This is a genomic window from Candidatus Dependentiae bacterium, from assembly GCA_016871815.1.
Taxonomy (GTDB): Bacteria; Babelota; Babeliae; order Babelales.
This window is the reverse complement of record VHBT01000005.1, coordinates 19,322-39,855: the sequence shown is the minus strand read 5'-3', so window position 1 is coordinate 39,855 and position 20,534 is coordinate 19,322. Positions and strand designations below refer to the sequence as shown.

Here is a 20,534-nt window from a genome sequence, read left to right as displayed (position 1 = left end):
GAAAAATTTATTTTTTTTACTCTACTATTTTTATATGAATTTGAAAAAAGATTATTGCAAAAGGAGGGCTAAAAAAGCCCTCCTAATTTTTTTACTCGTTGTTGCTGATGATTCTAAAAACACCACGGTAGTTTCTTGGTGTTGTGTTTGATTCAACATCTACAAAATCAATCTTGGTTTTCAAGGTTCCTTCGTAAATGGTATCGATAAGATTATCAAGCATTTCGCTTTCTCCGTTTACCAGGATAATAAGTTTATCCTCATCAAGATTTTCACATATACCTTCGAGTTTGAATTTCTCAGCAGCATGCTGAATTTTTTCTTTGAATGACATATCCTGGACGTTTCCAGAAATAGTTATTCTTAGGCTCCTCTTCATGTTTCCCCCCCTGAAGAAGTTGTCCTTTTCAACAGTACGACTGTACCAGAGTTGTAATTTCTGAGTCAAAAGAGTCTTTATTCGGATAATTTTTTGTAGAGTTCTAGATGCTGGTTGACCATTGCCTCTACGGTAAAATTAGAAAGGTCGTCGTTGTTATTTGCGATTTGTTCGTAAAACGATTGATCGTTGTAGCATTTTAATAAAAATGATTCAAAAGACTTTGTATCAAACTGGGTAATTAAAGCCCCGTTTTTGTTGGTTTCTATTACATCTTTTATGCCACCAGTGTTGTAGCAGATGACGGGGAGTTTAAAAAGTCGAGCTTCGATGATGGCGCACGGAAGTCCTTCCCACAAAGATGTTAAGGCAAAAAGATCCCAACGAGCCAAAAATGGTGAGATGTTTGGTTGCCAGCCAACAAAAGAAACGAGATGAGAGATTTTTAGAGTGCCTGCAAGATCTTGAAGGTTTTTTTTAAGTTCTCCGTCGCCAATGATTTCAAGGCGAGCGTGTACGTTGTTTTTATGAACGAAATTACTAAAAATGGTAATAAGATCGTTTATATTTTTTTGGGGTTTAAAGCAACTTACGCTTCCGATTATTAATGGATTTTCTTCAGAGAATTGTTTCTTGCTTTTATGAACGTATTGCGGTGGGGAAATGAATGCTGCCGCTCTAATAATTGAATTTTTTGATTTAAAGAAAGGAAAAAACTTCATTCCGATAGACTGATCGTAGCTAGAAACGAGGACAAAGTGAGTGGTAATAAGTGAGGTAATCCATTCACATAAGAAAATAACTATCCATTTTGGGTATGATTGGTGTTCATGAAACGCAAATCCGTGAACGGTGTGAACCCTGATCGGGATTCTTGCAAAAAAAGCTGCCCAACGACCAAGAATTCCAGCTTTTGTGCTGTGGGTATGAATAATTGTTTTGCCTGCATATTTTTTTGATAGCTCTTTAAGTGTTTTTATAAGATCGAAAAAAGTCTTTATTTCATTCCAAATACCCGAAATCGAGAGTTCTCTTTTGAGCGTAGAAAGAAGAATTACAGAGGAATCATCTTTTGTTGCAGAAACAAGAACGCCTTCGTTTCCTGAAATAAGTGAGGTTTTGACGTTGTTTTTTGTTTTAAGGCCAGAGTGAAGCGCGAGGCAGACTTTTTGAGCTCCGCCAAGTTCAAGCTTTGTTATGAAATAAATAATATGCATGAGGTTTTTTTATCGGATTTAATTTTAAAGAATCATCGAGATAATAATCGAAAGAAGAAGAGAATAGATAGCTCCTGATTCTAATAAAAATTGAGCGAAAATCGTCGTTTTTCTGAGCTTTTCGTATTGGCTTGGATTCAAAGCTGCTTGAATTGCACTTTTTGACGATACAAGGGTTGCGCTGATCGCAGGTCCTGCAGAGCCAAGTCCACTTGCAAGGGTGATTGCGTAAAAAGAAAGACATTCAATTGCAGAAAGGTGAGCTGTTGAAGTGTAAAATAATTTGAATGATAAAAAGAATGCGAAAAAAATTGGGGTTTCGATAAATGCACTTGTGATGAATGTGAATGTGCTAATTTTCCCATACATGTACGGATTGAGTCCGATCGCAGAAATGTTTGATCGCGCAAGGGCTGCTTGTGCAATTCCTGTGCCAATTGTTGCAACGCTTAAAGTCAGGCACGCGGCAGATAATTTAATTCCTTCTTGTAGGGTCAAGTCGGGCGAGAGCTTAGAAAATGCTATTAATCCGATGATGAAGCTAAAGATTGTTGAGACTTCAGCAAAAGATTCTAGCAGCAACATGATTGTTGAAAGTTTTTTACCAATAAATGGTTGTCGTGCAGATGCGTGAGCAGCAGCATTAACCGCCTGTCCTGCTGCAATTCCCGAAAAAAGAGAACTTAGTCCAAATGAAAGTCCAATACTTGCTTTTACCAGACCAATTGGAAGTGTTGCAGGTAAGCTGCTACCAAATAAAAAAATAATAACAAAAATAAGACCCAGTGCTGGTCCGCTTTCGATTAGAAGAAGACCCAGAAATTGTAGCTGACGAATAACTTTGACGCTTTCTTGTTGACGAGCAAGAGCTTGTGCGGCTCCAGAAAAAGACATTCCTTGTCCAAGTGTTGCACCAATAGCGCTGAGAGAAATGGCTAAAAATGCACCAGCGTAGTGACCGAAATGTGCTAAAAAAGAGAGCATCGCATTCATATATCAATTCTCTTCAGATTCTTTTTGAGTTGCAAGACCAGTGTAGGTTAGCGTTAATAATGCAATCACGCCAGATTGTAACAAACCTTCAAACAATCCAAAGAATAATTGCAGTCCTGCGGGAATAAGAAAAACAACATATAACGCGCTGAGATATGGTTTTAGATGAGCAACAAACTCAATTCTGCTTTTAAGCATGGATATTGCCAGCGATAGGATCGTAAGAATTGCAAAGTATATAAATAAATAGGGAAAAAATAATGAGAGCACAAGGAACATGAGTTGTAAAATTACAGAACCAGCAAGAATGTTTCCAAATAATCGAAATGACATTGAGGTTATTTTTGCAATATCTCCGATGACGTGCATTGGAAGCATAAAGAAGAAGGGTTGTATGTATTCTTTGAGGCGATGCCATCCATGAGCTTTAAATCCTTTGTATTGAACAAAACAAAAGCTGATCAGGGCCAGAGCAAATGTTGTGTTTACATCTCTGGTTGCTTCTTCTACGTGAGGAATAAGGCTTACCAATGTGCATGAGAACGCGAAGAAGAAGAGACTAAATGAAGTATGGAACGACTCTTCGTCAAACTCGCCTAGAGTTTCGCTTGTTGTTGATACCAGCATATTAGTGATGCTTTTTGATATAAAGCTAACCATAGATTCTGGTTTGTGTTTTATAAAATAAATAATTGTGCTGCAGAGTATAAAAAGTACGAACATGGCAAACCATGTGCATATCACGGTATCAAGATGAAGCGTCCAAAAGGGATGAGTTAGATTTAACTGCTGAAAAAAATTTTTTGTGTGAAAGCTAAAAATATTTAGTTCCATTTGGATCCTTGCACGGCAAGTAGTGTGGTGAGTATTAAACTAAAAATGAATCCAGAAAAAAACAATAGATAGGATGGTTGTAAATATTTTTGAGCACATAAAAAAAGACTTCCGGTAACCAATAATCGCAAAACAAAGATTGTGAGATATCGATCTGGACTACTTTTTGTGTGTTGTAATAATTGAAGCATTCCGTGAATTGCGCCAATTATAATTCCAGCAATCAAATCTAAAAAAAACATTAAAATTTTCCGATTGCTATTTGTGGGCTTAGGTGAATAGCGTCTTCTACTTTTTCCCAATTAATAATGTTCCAAAACGCAGAAATGTAGGCATTTCTTTGGTTTTGGTACTTGAGATAATATGCATGTTCCCATACATCGATTCCAAGCACTGGGGTGAGGTTTTTTGAGTATGGGTTATCTTGGTTTGGTGTTGCCATGATAGAAAGTTTTTTTTCGTTATCGATGCATAACCAAGCCCAACCGCTTCCAAAAACAGAAAGAGCAGCTTTGTTAAATTGGGTAGTAAAAATTTCAAGCGATCCAAAATTAGTTGTAATCATTTTCTCAAGAGTTGGAGATGGGGTTTGCTTGTGCGGAGAGAGCATTTGCCAAAATAATGAATGATTTAAATGGCCGCCACCATGATTCCTGACGACCTTGGATAAATTTTCGGGAAGCTTTTCATAGTGAGAGACAAGCCAAAAAAGTGATTTTGACTGAAATTCGGAAAATTTTTCTAACTCAGCATTCAGGTTGTTGATGTATGCTTGATGATGTTTTTTGTGATGTATTTCCATCGTTTCTTTGTCGATGTGAGGCTCAAGGCTTTCTGCTGAGTATCCAAGAGCTGGAAGTGTGAAAGGGTAAGTTTCTTTTAAAATTGAGAGCATCCAGCTGTTCATAAAGATCTCCATAGTGGTTTAGTTAAAAATAACTGGCCACGCTTTTTCTTGTATCTTGAGAATACAGTTTTTCATTTGAAATACTAAAACTAGTTACACGGTAGTACAAATTCATTTAAAAGTCGAAATGCTATGAAAAAATATAATCCATTATTTTTGTTTTTAATTATTACTTTTATTGTCCAAAATGCTTGCTCGGCTCAAAATGAAACAGTGTCCAGCCCGCAAGAGGCTTCTTCTTCTGGAGTTATTTCATCTTTGATAAAAGATATAAAACAAGTGGCTATTCAGAAAGGAAAAACTGGCATTTCAGCACTTTCTGACATTGCATCTCAAACTATTGATGATTATTTGAGTGGTAAAGAAATAGATATCGCAGAAACGGCTGGTAAAGTTGTAGAGGCAGGTTTTGTAAAAGAACAGCGATATGAAATATCAACTGAAGTAAAGCATCTTGAATTGCAACGTGCGGGTGTTGTGATCTTAAAAAAAGGTGATTTAAATATTGTTTCTTTTAAATATTTACCCAAAAAAGAAACCATGCCAACGTGTGGAAGAAATGGAGACAAAATTATTTTGGGTTCAAATCAAGGATCATCTTCTTACAATACTGTCTTTAATGTTACCTACAAAGATCAGTTGCCTGATATAAAAATTACAGGAAATGGTATGGTTCGTGTTATGGGACCAGCAGAAGGACAAACGGTCTTTCTGGATCTTTCTGATGATTCAAAATGTGTTATTGAGTCTTTGCGAGCAAACTCTGTGAGAATAAAGCAATCAGGGATGTCGCAACTGCTTCTAAGTTCGTTAGTTACAACTGATCTTGATGTTTGGTTGGAAGAGGGGAGTGAAGCAAACCTTATGGGATTGAGCGTGGGCGATAAAATTGTTGCAAAATTGCAGGCTCCAGCTCGAGATGAAGACCGATATCCATTATTACGTATGGATGGTAGAACAAAACTTTTAGATGCATCCTTGGGATATCATGCAAAACTTGATGCATTAAATTGTTCTGCTGCAACGGTATATTTGGCTGTTCATCCCTATAGTTTTATAACACAGGTGTATGTGAAAGATTACTTGTTGGTAAAACCGTATCCAAAAATTCGCCAAAAAGTGTATGAGGCTTTAGATGTCTCTGCGCGCGTTGAGTATGCGGGGGTTCCTCGAAGGATCAAATCTCAATGTGATATTTCTATGGCTCCGTCGCGAACATCTTCTGTTCTTTCGTGGGTTGCTGGAAAGGTCGGTGATACTTTTGGTGTTCGAGTTGATCCGACTCAAGTGACAGATTTGATCTCAGATAAAATTAATCAAAAAATTGGCCAAAAACTTGGTATTTCAGCTCATTAAACGTGAATAAATGATAAAACGAATTTTGTTTATAATTGTTTTGATTTTAGGATGGTCTTTGGCTGACCTATCTTTCCCTTTTTTATATGAATCGGGTAAGGGAAAAAGAGCGATTGTTGTTGGGGCTACTGCAGGGATGGGGCGAGAAACAGCGCGGCGATTGATGGCTGACGGATATATTGTTGGTTGTGTTGGTCGTCGACAAGAAAGACTTGATGAACTTGCAAAAGAATTTAAAGATCAATGTCTGCCGTTCAAAATTGACATGAGTCATGATGATGCAATAGAAAAATTGAATACATTAATTGACCGGCTTGGTGGGTGTGATTTGATGGTGATCTCGATCAGTCAAACGGCTCAGGCGTACACCGCTGGCAACTACAAAAATCGATCAACTCGGAGCGATATTATTTCTCTTGAACGAGAAGAAATTAATCTTGATTGTTTGGGCTTTTGGCGAGCGGCTATTGTTGCATGGGAGCATTTTAAAAAACAAAAATCAGGGCACTTAGTGGGTGTTTCTTCAACCTCAGGGCTTATCGGCGCCGCTGATTCGCCTGGATATTGCGCATCAAAAGCATTTATGCAGCGCTACATGGAGAGTTTGCGAAACTTTGCTCTACAAAACAAATTACCAATTTATGTAACCGATATTATCCCTGGATATGTTGATGTTGATTGGGCAAAGCCTGGCGAAGATCCAAAAGAATATTGGTCAAGCAGTGTGGAGAAAGCTGGTCAGCAAATATTTGATGCGATTAAATCGCGTAAAAAAGTTGCATTTATTACCAAGCGGTGGCGAATTATTTCATGGCTTTACATAATTTGTCCGAATTGGATTTATAATTGGGGACTTTTTTAAGGGGTCAAGAATTTTTTATTTTTCGTTAATGATTGCGATTTGAAATTTTTATTTTGTACTATTTAATGGTACCCATTTTTATAAAGTAGCATTAAATTTGCGTTACTTCATGCGGTTTAATTATTGTTTTTTATGCCTAAAGAATTTATGTTTTTAAAAAAAATAACGTTATTTGGATTATTCTTTTCAGCGGCTTTTGTTTTTTCCCCTGATACTCCTGGGCGCAGAGGAGCTCCAAATCCGGCAACTCCTCCGGTAACTCCTCCTCGTGTAATCCGCCCGGATGAATTTGTATTTCAAACACCGGCGGGTCAGGTTCTTACGGAAGATGAAGTTGAGCGTCGTGGTCCACCACCAGTGAGATAACTATTTTTTATAAATGCATAAGATTTTGTCTAAGTCCAGAGAGAAATGCTTTTAATTCAGCGAGTTCTTCATCATTAAATGGAGTGCCATCTGCTGGTTTCATTAGTTGTTTTTTATCTTGATCTGCTTCTTCGATGCACCAGTTTATTCTGTTCATTTTGACGCTCTTAATAGATTTCCTATGGGAGTCTGATTAGCCTGTTATAGGTGTTAGCAAATATTTGTTTTGCGTGGGTGATTTGAAGCATTTTGTTTGTCGAAAATAAATAATCATCGTAGCATAGGCCTTTAAGTGTTTTGTATTCGGCAGTTGAAAGTTGTTCCTTGGCGTCATTCTTGAGAATAAAAAGTCTTTGCGTGACGGGAAGTGTCAATGGAATGTATGAAGTGGTAGTTGCCAGCGTTGTTGTTTTGTAATTACCATGCCAAGAATTCTTTTCATGACCTAGGAGGGTTTTTGCAATCAGATCGTTGTATGATGAAAAGCAATCAGTTTTGTTAGAAAATTTTTCGATGTAATTGTTAAGTTGGAATATTGAAAAATAGTAGTCATTAGGGAATCTTTCATTAAGTCTACCTAGAAATGTATGAATAACTTGAAGCAAAACGCGGTGTTTTTTTATACAATTATTTGTCTGAGAGTCGAGTATAAAGTATTTTTTGTCGACCATGTTTGGGGGGATTTGGCGGCTGTAGGTTCCAATTTCAAGTTCATTAATTATTTTGGTGATGCGATATCTGCTAATCATGTCTTGTAAAATAATGTAAAGGTTTAAAGATGTACAGAAAAATAAAAGCGCATTCTTAAGAGATTCGTTTTTAAGGTATTGGCAAAAAAGCAAGATTGGGGTTGGTTCTGCGAGCAGGGATATGAGTTTGGGGATTGCTGAGGGGCGGTTTATTTTTAGGAATTTTTTGGCAATAAAAAGACCACTTAGTATAGCGTAATGAGATTTTTCAAATCGACTAATTCTACTTAGATAGCTTGTTTCGATTCGATCAAGAAGGAGGGGAAGAGCAGCTATGCTTAAATTCTTGGGTGTTAGCTGATTTGTTGGTACGCCAAACCATGATGTAAGGCTTTTTTGAAGCTTATTTGGTGTGTGAATTGTTAGTAGTTCTTCATTGTCTTGAGGGTTTTTATTAATTGATGATTCTGCGACAAGAGCTAGGCAGTTCATCAGAAAGAGGGCTGCTATTTTAATATTCATAAATTTGGGTTTTCGTAATACTCGAATAAACATAGATACTATAATAGTATTCAAAAAAAGATTTTGTTAAAAAATTTAGCTTGTGAATCTACCAAAACGTTCAAAACGTTAAAAAATAGCTTCCCCCCCCCGCTTTTTGTTACAATGTGAAATCTTGTGGTTAAATTGGCCATTGGCCTTTTAGTTATTTAATTCTAAAGGAGTTGTTGTCAAATTCTATGAGGTTTTCATTAATGAGATCTTGGGTTATTGAGTCAATTTTGTCTTCTGTGGATGCGCAAACTCCAGCAAGTTCATGTGCTGTGCATTTCTTAAATAAGAGTAACTGTTCTAGTATTTTTCCACGTAGTTGTCTGTTTGATCCTTCGAATTTTGACTGTTTTACGTGGTGTTTGCTTTTACGGGATGGATTTTTGTGATTTTTTTTGAGAAATACACCGTAGTCCATCAAGGCGTAATACCAATCGCGTGGATTTTTGATATCAACAGTGCTTTGGATTAGGGGCATGAGTTGAGCGTCTGTAATATTTTCTTGTGAAGGGAAGTACTCATGAATGAATACCGCACGAATATTGGTTTCGATAAAAACGGTTGGTTTGTTGAATGCAAATGTGGGAATTGAACAGGCTGTTGCAGGACCAATTCCGGGTAATTTCACGAGCTCTTCAGGTAGGCTTGGAAGAACGCCATCGTGTTTTGTGCAAATAATTTGTGCTGCTTGTTGGATAAATTTTGCACGGCGGTTGTATCCAAGTCCTTTCCAACAACGTAGTACATCTACAAATGGTGCTTGGGCAAGGGTATTAAAATCGGGAAAGTGAGAAATAAAGAGCTCAAACTTATCTATGATTCGGAATGTTTGTGTTTGCTGGAGCATTACTTCAGAAACAAAAACGTAATATGGTGTTGGGTTATCGCGCCATGCAAAATGACGTTTGTTGGCGCGATAAAAATTCCAAATTTTAGAAATAAATTCTTGTTGATTCATCTATTTTAAATGTAGGTAAGACCAATTCTGGTTTTTACTTTTTTGATAGTTTGTTCGGCGATTGTTCTAACGTCTTGAGTTCCTTGTTTGAGTATTTGATGCAGGTAGTCTTGGTTGCCGTTGACTTCTGCGCGTCTAGCACGAATGGGCTCAAGGAAAGCTTGTAAAACTTCATTAAGATATTTTTTTACAATAACATCGCCCAATCCACCTCTAGTGTAGTGGTCCTTCATTTCTTGAATTTTTACAAGATCTGAACCAAAGACATCAAGGTAGGTAAAAACAGGGTTTCCTTCAACTTTTCCTGGATCACTCGCTCTAAGATGGTTAGGATCTGTGTACATTCCCATAACTTTTTTATACACCGTGTCTGCATCATCGGCAAGATAGATAGCATTTCCTAGTGATTTACCCATTTTTTCTTGTCCGTCGGTTCCCATAAGCCTGTTGCATTTTTCTGGAATTAAGGCTTCCACTTCGTTAAAAGTTTCTCCATAAATTCGGTTAAAAGATCGTACAATTTCATTGGTTTGTTCAATCATTGGGAGTTGGTCTGCACCCACTGGAACAAGTTGAGCATTTACGATGGTGATATCTGCGGCTTGGTGCACTGGATATACCAAAAAACCAGCAGGAATAGATTCTTCAAAGCCTCTTTGACGAATTTCATCTTTAATTGTTGGGTTTCTTGAAAGTCGAGCAACGGTTACAAGGTTGAGGTAGTAAAATGCGAGTTCTGATATCTGAGGAATGCCCGATTGCGCGAAAATGGTTGTTTGCTTGGGGTCAATCCCGACAGACAGGTAATCGAGTAAGACTTCAAAAATAGCATTTATAATTTTTTGAGGATTATCTGCATTGTCGGTGAGAGCTTGTTGGTCTGCAATCATAACAAATTGTTTATGAGTTGATTGTAGTTTTACTCGATTTTGCAAAGATCCTACAAAGTGTCCCAGGTGGAGTTTTCCTGTTGGACGGTCTCCCGTTAAAATTATTTTCTTTTCAGACATGGTTTTACAGGCTCATTCTAATAAAGCGACGTTCTTTTCGTTTAAAAGTGTACGGTAAAATTTCTTTTATGTAAGGTTCTGCCTTAGGATCCATTTCCCATTCAACAGATGCCCAATAAATAAGTTGCGATGTTTTGTAGTGGCAGTTTTGTCTAAACATTCTGATCAGTTCTTCTTCGTGAAGTGCGGCTTTTGTGACAAAAAGATCGACTTGTTCTTCAGTCGAACGAAGAAAAGAGCGCCAATCAAGGTCGATAATAATGACGTTTTCTAGCCCAAGTGTTTGTATAACATGTTCTAAAAAAGCTCTTTTTTTGCCATTTACTTCGATGAGAAATGTAGTTAGGTGTGGAAACATAATTTTTAACGGGAGACCTGGAAATCCTGCTCCTGAGCCAATATCGCAAATGCTTGAAATTGATGTTAAATCAAATTTTTTTCTAAGGCTCATTGAATCAATAAAATGTTGATTTACAACTCCTGAAAGGTCTTTTAAGGCGGTGAGGTTTGAAAGTTCATTCCATTCAAGCAAAAGACTTGCGTATGTTTGGAATTTTTCAAGTTGCTCTGGGGTAAGTTGCTCGTCCTTGGCAAAGTCTGCCCAAACGCGCTCTGCGGGTTTTTGTCTTATTTTTTGCATTTTTTTCCTGTTAAAAAACAAATTTATTTTGATCTCTGGATGAGATTCTGGTTTCAAAAGTATCGAACATTGTAAGATTAACGTATGTTTCTATTTCGGTAAAATCTGGGAGGGGTCTTGGGTGCAGAATTATGCAAAAAAGTTGTTTTACTTCCCCGTAGTGCTCTTTTTCGTGTCTTATTTTCTTGGGGCTGATGATACTCGTCTGTTGGTTCTTTCGATAATTGTTCCGGATCCGCAAGTCGTTTTGGGGGTTGATCCTGCTGAGGATGTGAACCAAAAAATTGCTAAAAAAATTGATAAATTTGGCAGTATGCCACCCGATAAATTTGCAAAAAAAATGGTTAAGGGCTTGGTGCCTATGGATAATTTCCCAAAATCATCTTCTGGATTAATGGCTTTGTACGGAGGTTATTCTGCTTTTTCTGATGAAAATGGTCTTATTAATTTTCCATTACGGCATGCAGGAGACCAAGTTACCGTTATTTTTACACCAAATATCGACTTAGAGCGTTTATATAAAGAAACGCTGTCGGGAATTTTTATTAGCCAAAAAGCTATGAATGAGCAGGCGTATCCCCAGGAAATGCTTCCTCAAAAATACATTTTTACCCAAAAACCGCTAGAAGAGGACAATGAAATAAAAACTTCGGATAAGACAGATAAAAAAGGGGATTCGGGTGGTGTTGTAATGGGACGATGGGAAGTTACTCCGTCTTCGGTTGGTATGGATTCAAGGCTTCCGACCGATGCGGTAATTGTCTTGGTTAATCCTAAAAATATCTACATTCCCAAAGGGCTATTTGTTGAAATGGTCAAACCTCACTTGTTGTTGCCTGATATGTATTTAATTGGGAAAAAGTTTAACGATGAAATCTTACTTAATAATCAGCATCAATTGAATTTTTTTGAACGCATCAATGTTCAATCTGTGGTTACAAAAGACAAGAAGGGAACTATTGAACAGGTTGGAATAACAAATCAGTAAATAACTTTTTTAAAAAGGGGTTTTTGTGAAATTTTGTATTTCTTACAACCTTGCAAGTCTGGACGAAGCATTAAAAATAGCAGAAAAAACAGTAGAATTTGTTGATGAGATTTATTTGGGGAATTTATTGCTTCTGAGTAATGGTAAAGAAGCGGTTTTTAAATTTAGAGAATTGTTTCCGGATAAGGATATTTCCTTAGATACCAAGTTGACTGATAGTTATAGCCAAAATATTGATTTTTTTGCCTCGCTGCGAGTGAAACAAATAAGTATTCTTGCTGGGATTAGCAATAAAATGATTCAGCAGTTTGCGTATGCTGCACATCAGAATAACCTTTTGGTTGCGCTTGACTTGAGCGCATGCACTTCTCCAGAGCAAGGAGTATTTGATGCAAAGATGCTTGATGTGGATTCAATTATATATAAAAATCCATTAGTAAAAGACGCAGCAGACAGTCCATCTGAGCGCTGGGAGAATGTCCAGGGAAATACATCGCTTCCCATTTACGTTTCGGGCAACTTAACCTTTGATTCTTTATCAAGAATCAAGAACATGAATCCTGCGGGCGTTATTGTAAGTAATTTGGTTTTGAATGCTACTGACGCTCGAGAAACAGTTAAAAAAATTAAAAATGAGCTGCAAGATTAGTTTTTTGCGGCTATTAATTTGTTTACCAGTTCAACTTCTGTCGCATCTGCAACAATGTGAGTAGTTGCTGGTACTGTGCTAAATTGTTGCAGTGGATTACTTTCTTCTGGCGAGCTTGGAGGTAAAAGGCTATGAGGAGTTGAGTTGTAAGACAAGCTGTTGTCGGTGACCGTATATACGCGATATTCGATACCAGTTTTTGTTGTAGCAATAACTTCTTGCTTCTCTCCCATGCTTGAAGGCGTTTGGTTCCAGGCTATAAATGAAAGAACTGATGGTGCGATATTTTGGATAATTCTTGGAAACTCAGGGTTTAATTCTGGAATGTTAATAACGATCATTTTTTTTCCCAGAATTGCAATTGATTGAGAGCTGCTCTTTCCCCATGCGATGTCTTTTATATCTCCAACAGATGCTTGAGATAAGGTTTGGTCTATTCTTTTATTGATGTAGGGGGTTAATTTAAGAATGCCAGATTGATTTCTGGTTTGCCATAACAACAACGTTTTTTTGTTGCCAAGGCTTAAATATAAATCGTTTGATGACCATCCTAAAAATTTAACGTTTGTAAGATCGTGTTTTTTTGAAAAAACACATCGAAGGGGTAATTCGCTTTCTTCGTCAAAAACATACATTTTAATGTGTGTACTTGTTGCAAGAGCAATAATGTCGTTGTTGTTGTTCCATGCGATTAACACTGCTTGTTCGCCTTGTTCCTCTTCGATGATTTTGATAGCGGTTGCCGAAGAGTTATCCTCTGTTGGTTCTATTTTGTAGATAGAGAATTTTCCACTATTGCTTGATGTTGCAAATAATAGTTTGCTGTGTGTCCAACCCCAATTAATTCCCTGTGCGGATTCATCTGGAACGCTGCATAATCTGTTCAGCACGGCAGATCGGCCTTCAGGTGTTGCTTGTTCATATTGAAAAAAAGTTAGTTGTGTACTGTCGCCAGCTATTTCTTGAGCGGCAATAACTTCGCCTGCTGGATGAACAATAAATCTAAGTGTCGAGGGTGATAGAGTCATGAGCTGGTCGCAAACGATTATAGGTGCAGATGAAGTGCAGAAAAAAAGAGATATGGTGAACAGAAAATATTTACAATGAAATTGCATAAAAAGACTCCGGAATTAAGAGGCAATCCTGGCGGTGTATTCGGAATCTGGTATACAACGAAAAAGTTTTTGTTTTCTAGGGTTTTATAAAAGTTTTTCGATTAACAGGCTGAGTTCTGACTCGTTTTTAAACCCAAGTGATTTACCGGTAAGTTTAGAGCGCTTAAAGCTGAGTAGTGTTGGAAGACTTTGCACGCCTAGTTCTTCGGCAATTTCCTGAGCTTCGTCAACATCTACGCAGGCAATATACACTTGAGGATACCTATTTTCGGCATATATTTTTTCGAGCAGTGGTTTAAGTCTTTTGCAGGGTGGACACCAATGAGCATAGCAATCGATAAAGACTGCATCATTTTCTTTTAGGATGGTGTTGAGTTCTTTAATTGTTTTTATATGGGGAATTGTTGCTGGTCGAGTTATTTTTTTAGGTTGTTCAACGTTGGTGGAAGTTTTTTCGAAAGTTTGGTTAGTAGGAATGATAGGGTATTCCTGAAGTTTTTCACTAATTTGTAATCCAATTCGTGCCCCAACGCCGCATAATTGAACTTCTTGGAGTCCTTCAGAATCAAAAGGCACTCCGTTTTCAGCGTCAATAAGACAATAACTTGTTACCATGCTACTTGTTTTTTTTAACTCTAAGGCATACGGATATGCGCTGTAGTCTTCATTAACAACTGTATCTTCTATAAGTTTAGATCCTGCTGAAAGCGCGTGTTTTTCTAACGAATTCAAAATAGTTTTTTGAGTTGCTGAATTATCTCCGGGCCAAATAATATTGTGGTTGGCTGGTTGCGATGTTTTAATGATTGCTGTTTTGTAACCTGCGTGTTGTAGGTAGATTGCTGCAGTGTATGAGGCTGCGTTTGCATTTACAAATACTACATGGTAATCGGCTTTAGCTGTTTGAGGCCCTATTTTTTGTGGCGCTAAAATAGTGGCATTATCTTCAGAATATGCATAAAAGCTTTTTGATTTATCGATTTGGGCCGCAAGAGCGTTTGCCGTTATTGCTGCATGTTCTGCAACCATAATAGCCTGTCGGTATTTTGAGTGGGTAACATCACCGATAGCAAAAATTCCATTGCAGGATGTTTTTCCATAACGACCTGTTTTGATAAATCCATTCAAGTCACATTCGACTAAATCTTTAAACAGGTTACTGTTGGGGGTTGAGCCAATCGCTAAAAAAAGACCATCAACTGCAAGCGTTGACTGTTCTTGTGTTTTTATATTCAAGGTAGTGATTGAGTTAAGTTTTGAGTCTATTCCTTGTGCACTGGTAACAATAGAATCGTATACAATCACAATATTCGGTTTGCTTTTTAGTGATGCAAGACGGGACGCTTCGTGAGACTTGAGCGCTGATTTTCTCACCACAATAATAACTTTTTTAGCGATCGTGCTGAGGTGTAAAGCCTCTTCAATTGCGGATTGCCCACCACCAACAACTACAACTGTTTTTTGGGGATATAATCCACCATCGCAGATAGCACAATCGCTGATGCCGTTACCCCAGAAGGTATCTTCTCCCGGAATATTTAATTTTTTTGGGGTTGTTCCGGTTGCGATAATAACATTAAATGCTTTATATATGCCTTGGGGTGAGCTGATATGAAAATAATCACCTTGGCGGGAAATTTCGGAGGCGTTTGTAGAAATTATTCTTACATTTAGCTTTTCTGCATGATTTCTTATTTGTTTTACAATTTCTTCGCCGGGAAGATCGGGTATGCTTGGCCAATTTCTCACAGAACTTGAAAGTGTAAGTTGACCTCCAGGCAGTTCTCCCTCTAGCACCAAAGAGGAAATATTTTTTGAGGCAAGAAAAATGCTTGCACTGAGTCCGCCAATTCCTCCCCCGATAATAACCACGGGGTAGATATCTCTAGAGGCGGTTTTATTTGTTATTGTTTTGTGATATCCAGCACAAAATAAAGTTGCAAGGCTGGCGATAATAAATAAAAATAGGTGTTTTTTTAAAATAAAAAAGCGGCGCATTTACTAGGCTCCAAGTACCATTTTTTGGTTGGTACAGTGTAGCAAGCAATGCGCCGCTTTAAAAGTTAATTACGCTTGTTCGCGACGACTTGAGGAAAAGTCTGATTGACGTCGTGATCCAAAACGAGGTTGTGAGCCATGGTCATCGTTCTTTTTCCAGTTGCTACGTCCTGAACCAAATGAGTCATTACCTTCAAATCGTGATCTACCTTCTCTACGAGGAGCAAATTCACGATTTCCAAATGAATTTCCTTTATCTTCAAAGGACTTTCTTGGTCGATCGCCAAAATCTGAACGTGGAGTGAATGGGCGACCTTCACCTCTGAATGGTCTGTCTTCACGTTTTCCAAACGATCTTTCTGGACGATCTTCACGGTTGCCGAATGAACGTTCTGGTCTGTCTTCGCGATTGCCAAATTCTCTTCTTCTGTTGAATGAACGCTCTGGTCTGTCTTCACGCGAGCCAAAAGATTTACGTCCACCTTCTCTGCGGAAGTCGTCTGAATGGCTGAAGTCTGTTTGAATTGGCTTGCCTTTATGGATGATGTTTTTCAGCAATGAAGCAGCTAATTTAACAGGATCGCCAACTTCACCAAGATTTGCCTTGATAAGAGCAATATATTTTTCAAGGTGAGATTCTGGTTTTGTGTCGGTTGCAATTTTAGTAAAGATTTTTTCTGCACGAGAAGATTCTACTGCTTCTTGCGATGGAACTTGACGAAGTTCAAGCGCGCCATTTGCATTGCGTGCAATAGTCTTAAGGAGCATTCTGTCTCGGCCACCAACAAAGCTGTACGCTTTTCCTGTTCTTCCTGCACGACCGGTTCTTCCGATACGGTGTACATAATTTTCTTGATCAAGAGGAAGGTCAACGTTAAAGACAACATCAATTCCTGCAACGTCAATTCCACGAGCAGCAACGTCTGTTGCAACAAGGATTTTGCAATCGCCGGTTCTGAATCTATCCATAACACGGTCTCTACGAGATTGTCTCATATCTCCATGAAGAGCATCAGCAGAGTAACCAGCTTCCTGGAGTTTTCTGGTCAATTCGTCTACGCGTTGAATTGTATTACAAAAAGCGATCGAAAGAGCAGGTTGATCGATATCAAGAAGGCTAGCAAGAAGGTCTGATTTTCTTGGATTTGGAATTTCGTAATAAATTTGTTCGATAAGCGGCTTTGCAACGTCTTTGACAACCAAGTTCACATGTTCAGGATTTTTTTGGTATTCCTTAGCAAGGTTTTTGATTTCTGTTGGCATTGTCGCCGAGAAAAGAGCGGTTTGACGAGTTGCAGGGGTCTTTTTCAAGATTGTTTCGATATCATCTCTAAAGCCCATATCAAGCATCTCATCAGCTTCGTCAAGCACAGCAAAATGTACTTGATCGAGTTGTAATGTTTTTCTATCAAGGTGATCGATAACACGACCAGGTGTTCCAACAACAATTTGTGCGCCAAATCGCAATGAACGCATTTGAGGTTCGATTGGCTGTCCACCGACAAGTGTTGCAACTTTAACGCCTGAGATAAATTGAGCAACGTCTTCAAGTTGTTTTGCGACTTGGAGGGCTAATTCTCTTGTTGGGCAAAGGATGATAGCTTGAGTAGCTTTGTTCTGAGCGTCGATCGATTCGACAACAGGAATACCAAAGGCAACTGTTTTTCCTGTTCCGGTACGAGCTTGACCGATAAAATCTTTTTTTTGGAGCAAAACCGGAATCGATTTTGCTTGAATTTCTGTAGGATTTTTATATCCCATAGCTGTAAGAGCTTTTAAAACTTGCTCTGAAATGCCTAATAAATTGAACAATAGTTCACTTTGGGTAGGTGTATCCATACCACTCCTTAAATGTTGCGAGAACCCGATCCGGGGCACTCAATTACAACAATTAAGGACGCCCCAGTAAAACACTCTATTTTTTTGAAACAATGATTTTCTATAATCACAGACTAATCTCAGAGTACCATCAGATGATTTTTTTGGCAAAGGCGTCATTTAAACATCTTTTTTTGCTTTTAATGTAGGTTTTTGCCTTGAAAATAAAAAAAATAGTCTAACGGCAGGTTAGGAAAGAAAAATGAAGTATTGGGTGTCTTTTGTGATAAAAAAACTATATTTTTTAAGCTTTTTTATAGGTTTTGCGTTTTCGCTTTCTTCTAAAATAATTGTAACCAGTGCCGAAAGTAAAATTGCTTTTTTAACTCCCTCTTCTGGGATCTTGATACATCAACCGTTATCTGTCTTGGGTGGATCTGTTGATGCAACGATTCCCGGCACTAATGCCTTGCGGGGTGGTGTTTTAACCTTGAAGGATGGGAAAATCGAAATTGGGGGCTTGAGTGGAACGTTTTCTGGTTCTTTTGATCCAAGTCTTCAGGGTGAGCTTTTTATGCAAAATGGAGACAGCCTGTCTGGCGATGCTGGTTGTTTATTAAAAAAAATCTCAATTTTGGGTGGGGGGGTTGTTCTTTCTGGTTGGATTGACGCGCGAGAGGGAATTTTTTTGCGCGATTCAGGATCTTCTCTGTCGTTATATCTTGAAAATAGACTTTTTTCGAGTATTTCACTTAATGGGGGGCGTTTGACCCTTCTGTCTTCTTTACGAATGGATAATGGAAAAACCATACAAGGGCCAGGGACGGTAATTTTAAATGGTGCATCATTGTTCCTCTCGTTGGGAGGGTCTGTTGGGCAAGGATCAGTAGTTTTTGTTCAATCAGGGGGGCTTGTGCTTGAGGATACGTTGTCTCTTTCTGGCAAAATTACTTTCTCCGCAGAGAATGGAGCGCGTGAAAGTTTTTTTATTGCCGGTCAGGGCTGCGATCTTGATCTGTCTTTAGGTGGAACAGTGTATATTGCTTCAGGTTGTTCATTGACTATGGAAAATGTAAATATTAAAAAATTGGGCAAGGGCGCAATTATTCTCCAGGATTCGACAGCTTCTCTGACTTTTATTGGGTGTACGCTTGAGTTGGCGACAGATTATTATTTTTCAAGGGGTAATCTTTCATTTATAGGTCGTAATTCTACAGTAATAGTGGGAGAAAGAGTTTGTTATTTTAACGAAGAATGTAAATTGTTAGTAGATGCGATTTCGCTTTTTTTTGATCCGTTATCATCGACTAACAATAACGGCATTCAATTGATAGAGCCTGCTGAGATAATTGTTAAAAATGGCGGAAAAGTTGTTTCGATTAGCAAGGTTTATGCTGATTTATCACTGACAATAGATAATTCATATTCTGTTCGGTCTGGAAGATTTGATTTAACAAAAGAAAGAAAGCTTTTTTATAGAGGCCTAAAATCTAATTCATTAATTCTTGATGGAACAAATTTAATACTTAATTTTGTTGATGTAGGGGTTGACTCTGGGTTGATTCATGTTCCTACTGGAAAATCTGCTGTGCTAAGAAATGTGGAGATTAATAATTTTTCTCCTGCGTCTATAAAATTGGATCCTAATTCAAATTTTGCTTTAGGTGATAATGCTTTATTAAATATAAGCCGTACCGTTGATTTGAATTATACTCTTACGATTGATGGAAATGTTACGATTTCAGGTTTTGGTGAAGCGTTAAATTTAGTTGGTTATGGAAAAATATTTGTTCGAAGTGGAGCAACTGTAACATTTCATAATATGACAATTGCGGGTCTTGGAAATAATTATGGACGATTTGTTTTTGAGTCGGATACATCCACAGCAATTTTTAAGAATGTAACGTTGTTGCTTTCTGATAACTATGACCATGAAAAGGGTGTTCTGAAATTTGTAGGGAGTGATTCTTTTGTTGTTACCGGAAAAAATACTTTTTCATGTATAAAAAAAGGTGTTTGTATTGTTGATGGCGTAAATCTTTTTTATGATCCATTGGCGTTTCCAGATACTGCTAATATTCAACCACGATCTCATGATGGGCTGAATATACAATGTTTACAAGAAGGTGCCGTTAGGGTTGTTGGGGATGTTCAAGAACAGGGAAGTCTTGAAATAACAACAAGTGAGTATGTGCTGCAACATGATGAGGCTATCTCAAGTCAGCGTCATTTAAGTATTCTTGGATCGGGAGATGAGTGCACTGTTACGGGAAATGGGTATTCACTTATCTTGCCGTATCTTCCTGAACCATCCATTTTTGTTTCAGCTAATAAAAACGTTCATTTTTGCAATATTGAATTTCGTGATTTTTCCTGTGAAATATTTAATTTGGAAAAAAATTCTTCAATTTCTTTGGGCGATGGGGTTGTTATAAAATTAAATAGAGATATTGTTTTGTCTCTTCCTATGAACATTACAGGAAACGTCATTTTTGACTTACAGGGACATGATCTTCGATTTGAGCCAGGAGTTAGCTGTTCTGTTGCTTCTGGGGCTACGGTGACATTTAAAAATGGTAAATTTGGAGGTCTTTCAAATGAATTAACTCCTGTAGATCTATCATTTGGAGCTAAATGTGTTTTACAGGATATGGAGTGTTTTTTGGATAAAGATTATTCCATCTTGAACGGTGATTTGATTTTTCAGGGTTCAAATTTTATAACAACATATAAAAATACCTTTGCTTTTTTATCGTCAGGCTTATGTACCATCAAGCGACAGTCCAGTGTCTCTTTTTATCAAGGATCAACTTTTTTATTTGCGCCTGAAGATCGAGGTAGAATTGTTTTTGAAGATAAGTCTTCGGTTTTGATTTTGTATGATGCAACTTTAGTCGTAAGAAAAAATATAATGAGACTTCATTCTGGACTGATGAAATTATTTGGGCATTGTGTGCTTGATGGCGGAAGTGCTGTTGAGTCTTCTGGCATTTTGATAAACGATAAAACATTTGATATTCAAGTTGATTATAAAGCTACATTAGAAGTTGTTGGTGAGGTTGTAAATTATTGAAAAAGATCAAGCCTTCGTAATTTACGGGTTATAATATCTTGCGTGATTCTTCCGGTCCTGGATACCATGCACTCGCATGTTGTTTGGGAAAAAAAATCGGTTGTAGTCTGTGCAAGATAGTAAAATTTTA

General features: G+C 37.8%; 19 protein-coding genes. 6 read left to right on the top strand and 13 right to left on the bottom strand.

Features of this window, described 5'->3' with window-relative positions; genetic code table 11:
* Positions 1-91: 91 nt before the first annotated feature.
* The 6 genes from FJ366_01900 to FJ366_01875 form a co-directional block, all read right to left on the bottom strand.
* Positions 92-379, bottom strand: coding sequence for a hypothetical protein (locus tag FJ366_01900; GenBank protein MBM3894326.1), 288 nt, complete (start codon positions 377-379; stop codon positions 92-94).
* Positions 380-456: 77 nt separating this feature from the next.
* Positions 457-1,596: a glycosyltransferase family 4 protein gene (locus tag FJ366_01895; GenBank protein MBM3894325.1), complete on the bottom strand. Its 1,140-nt coding sequence runs from the start codon at positions 1,594-1,596 to the stop codon at positions 457-459.
* A 24-nt stretch (positions 1,597-1,620) separates the two neighbouring features.
* Positions 1,621-2,589, bottom strand: coding sequence for an ATP synthase F0 subunit C (locus FJ366_01890; GenBank protein ID MBM3894324.1), 969 nt, complete (start codon positions 2,587-2,589; stop codon positions 1,621-1,623).
* A gap of 3 nt (positions 2,590-2,592) precedes the next feature.
* Complete coding sequence (locus FJ366_01885; GenBank protein MBM3894323.1) at positions 2,593-3,423, bottom strand: hypothetical protein; 831 nt, start codon at positions 3,421-3,423, stop codon at positions 2,593-2,595.
* Positions 3,414-3,665, bottom strand: coding sequence for a hypothetical protein (locus tag FJ366_01880; GenBank protein ID MBM3894322.1), 252 nt, complete (start codon positions 3,663-3,665; stop codon positions 3,414-3,416). The genes FJ366_01885 and FJ366_01880 overlap by 10 nt, the downstream gene beginning before the upstream one ends.
* Positions 3,665-4,318: a superoxide dismutase gene (locus tag FJ366_01875; GenBank protein MBM3894321.1), complete on the bottom strand. Its 654-nt coding sequence runs from the start codon at positions 4,316-4,318 to the stop codon at positions 3,665-3,667. The genes FJ366_01880 and FJ366_01875 overlap by 1 nt, the downstream gene beginning before the upstream one ends.
* 144 nt (positions 4,319-4,462) lie before the next feature.
* Here FJ366_01875 and FJ366_01870 point away from each other — a divergent pair, with 144 nt between their 5' ends.
* The 3 genes from FJ366_01870 (at position 4,463) to FJ366_01860 (ending at position 6,914) form a co-directional block, all read left to right on the top strand.
* On the top strand, positions 4,463-5,686 hold the full coding sequence (locus tag FJ366_01870) for a hypothetical protein (protein MBM3894320.1): 1,224 nt from the start codon (positions 4,463-4,465) through the stop codon (positions 5,684-5,686).
* Between the two features lie 10 nt (positions 5,687-5,696).
* On the top strand, positions 5,697-6,548 hold the full coding sequence (locus tag FJ366_01865) for an SDR family NAD(P)-dependent oxidoreductase (GenBank protein ID MBM3894319.1): 852 nt from the start codon (positions 5,697-5,699) through the stop codon (positions 6,546-6,548).
* 147 nt (positions 6,549-6,695) lie between these two features.
* A complete protein-coding gene (locus FJ366_01860) occupies positions 6,696-6,914 on the top strand; it encodes a hypothetical protein (GenBank protein ID MBM3894318.1) in 219 nt (72 codons plus the stop codon).
* Between the two features lie 179 nt (positions 6,915-7,093).
* Here the strand turns inward: FJ366_01860 and FJ366_01855 are convergent, their stop codons facing one another.
* The 4 genes from FJ366_01855 to rsmG form a co-directional block, all read right to left on the bottom strand.
* Entirely contained in the window at positions 7,094-8,125 is a 1,032-nt protein-coding gene (locus FJ366_01855) for a hypothetical protein (GenBank protein ID MBM3894317.1), read from the bottom strand.
* A 184-nt stretch (positions 8,126-8,309) separates the two neighbouring features.
* Complete coding sequence (locus tag FJ366_01850; GenBank protein ID MBM3894316.1) at positions 8,310-9,113, bottom strand: A/G-specific adenine glycosylase; 804 nt, start codon at positions 9,111-9,113, stop codon at positions 8,310-8,312.
* Between the two features lie 5 nt (positions 9,114-9,118).
* Positions 9,119-10,123, bottom strand: a complete 1,005-nt coding sequence (gene trpS, locus FJ366_01845; protein ID MBM3894315.1) for a tryptophan--tRNA ligase — start codon at positions 10,121-10,123, stop codon at positions 9,119-9,121.
* A gap of 4 nt (positions 10,124-10,127) precedes the next feature.
* Positions 10,128-10,763: a 16S rRNA (guanine(527)-N(7))-methyltransferase RsmG gene (gene rsmG / locus FJ366_01840; protein MBM3894314.1), complete on the bottom strand. Its 636-nt coding sequence runs from the start codon at positions 10,761-10,763 to the stop codon at positions 10,128-10,130.
* 172 nt (positions 10,764-10,935) lie between these two features.
* Here rsmG and FJ366_01835 point away from each other — a divergent pair, with 172 nt between their 5' ends.
* On the top strand, positions 10,936-11,751 hold the full coding sequence (locus FJ366_01835) for a hypothetical protein (GenBank protein ID MBM3894313.1): 816 nt from the start codon (positions 10,936-10,938) through the stop codon (positions 11,749-11,751).
* A gap of 25 nt (positions 11,752-11,776) precedes the next feature.
* On the top strand, positions 11,777-12,400 hold the full coding sequence (locus tag FJ366_01830; protein ID MBM3894312.1) for a hypothetical protein: 624 nt from the start codon (positions 11,777-11,779) through the stop codon (positions 12,398-12,400).
* Here FJ366_01830 and FJ366_01825 read toward each other — a convergent pair.
* From FJ366_01825 to FJ366_01815, 3 genes are all read right to left on the bottom strand, one after another.
* Complete coding sequence (locus FJ366_01825) at positions 12,397-13,428, bottom strand: hypothetical protein (GenBank protein ID MBM3894311.1); 1,032 nt, start codon at positions 13,426-13,428, stop codon at positions 12,397-12,399. The two genes, FJ366_01830 and FJ366_01825, sit on opposite strands and share 4 nt — an antisense overlap.
* 171 nt (positions 13,429-13,599) lie before the next feature.
* Positions 13,600-15,513 (bottom strand): FAD-binding protein, encoded by a 1,914-nt coding sequence (locus FJ366_01820; GenBank protein MBM3894310.1) that lies wholly within the window; start codon positions 15,511-15,513, stop codon positions 13,600-13,602.
* A 69-nt stretch (positions 15,514-15,582) separates the two neighbouring features.
* Positions 15,583-17,352 carry a DEAD/DEAH box helicase gene (locus FJ366_01815; protein MBM3894309.1) on the bottom strand — a complete coding sequence of 590 codons (1,770 nt, stop codon included), beginning with the start codon at positions 17,350-17,352 and terminating at the stop codon, positions 15,583-15,585.
* A gap of 241 nt (positions 17,353-17,593) precedes the next feature.
* Between FJ366_01815 and FJ366_01810 the strand changes: the two genes are divergently transcribed.
* Entirely contained in the window at positions 17,594-20,404 is a 2,811-nt protein-coding gene (locus FJ366_01810; protein MBM3894308.1) for a hypothetical protein, read from the top strand.
* Positions 20,405-20,534: the final 130 nt, after the last annotated feature.

Coding starts and splice junctions, on each gene's coding strand:
- FJ366_01865 (MBM3894319.1), top strand. CDS start 5,697: ATGATAAAACGAATTTTGTTTATAATTGTTTTGATTTTAGGATGGTCT.
- FJ366_01895 (MBM3894325.1), bottom strand. CDS start 1,596: ATGCATATTATTTATTTCATAACAAAGCTTGAACTTGGCGGAGCTCAA.
- FJ366_01900 (MBM3894326.1), bottom strand. CDS start 379: ATGAAGAGGAGCCTAAGAATAACTATTTCTGGAAACGTCCAGGATATG.
- FJ366_01820 (MBM3894310.1), bottom strand. CDS start 15,513: ATGCGCCGCTTTTTTATTTTAAAAAAACACCTATTTTTATTTATTATC.
- FJ366_01860 (MBM3894318.1), top strand. CDS start 6,696: ATGTTTTTAAAAAAAATAACGTTATTTGGATTATTCTTTTCAGCGGCT.
- FJ366_01880 (MBM3894322.1), bottom strand. CDS start 3,665: ATGTTTTTTTTAGATTTGATTGCTGGAATTATAATTGGCGCAATTCAC.
- FJ366_01855 (MBM3894317.1), bottom strand. CDS start 8,125: ATGAATATTAAAATAGCAGCCCTCTTTCTGATGAACTGCCTAGCTCTT.
- FJ366_01870 (MBM3894320.1), top strand. CDS start 4,463: ATGAAAAAATATAATCCATTATTTTTGTTTTTAATTATTACTTTTATT.
- FJ366_01850 (MBM3894316.1), bottom strand. CDS start 9,113: ATGAATCAACAAGAATTTATTTCTAAAATTTGGAATTTTTATCGCGCC.
- FJ366_01875 (MBM3894321.1), bottom strand. CDS start 4,318: ATGCTCTCAATTTTAAAAGAAACTTACCCTTTCACACTTCCAGCTCTT.
- rsmG (MBM3894314.1), bottom strand. CDS start 10,763: ATGCAAAAAATAAGACAAAAACCCGCAGAGCGCGTTTGGGCAGACTTT.
- FJ366_01890 (MBM3894324.1), bottom strand. CDS start 2,589: ATGAATGCGATGCTCTCTTTTTTAGCACATTTCGGTCACTACGCTGGT.
- FJ366_01885 (MBM3894323.1), bottom strand. CDS start 3,423: ATGGAACTAAATATTTTTAGCTTTCACACAAAAAATTTTTTTCAGCAG.
- trpS (MBM3894315.1), bottom strand. CDS start 10,123: ATGTCTGAAAAGAAAATAATTTTAACGGGAGACCGTCCAACAGGAAAA.
- FJ366_01825 (MBM3894311.1), bottom strand. CDS start 13,428: ATGACTCTATCACCCTCGACACTTAGATTTATTGTTCATCCAGCAGGC.
- FJ366_01815 (MBM3894309.1), bottom strand. CDS start 17,352: ATGGATACACCTACCCAAAGTGAACTATTGTTCAATTTATTAGGCATT.
- FJ366_01810 (MBM3894308.1), top strand. CDS start 17,594: ATGAAGTATTGGGTGTCTTTTGTGATAAAAAAACTATATTTTTTAAGC.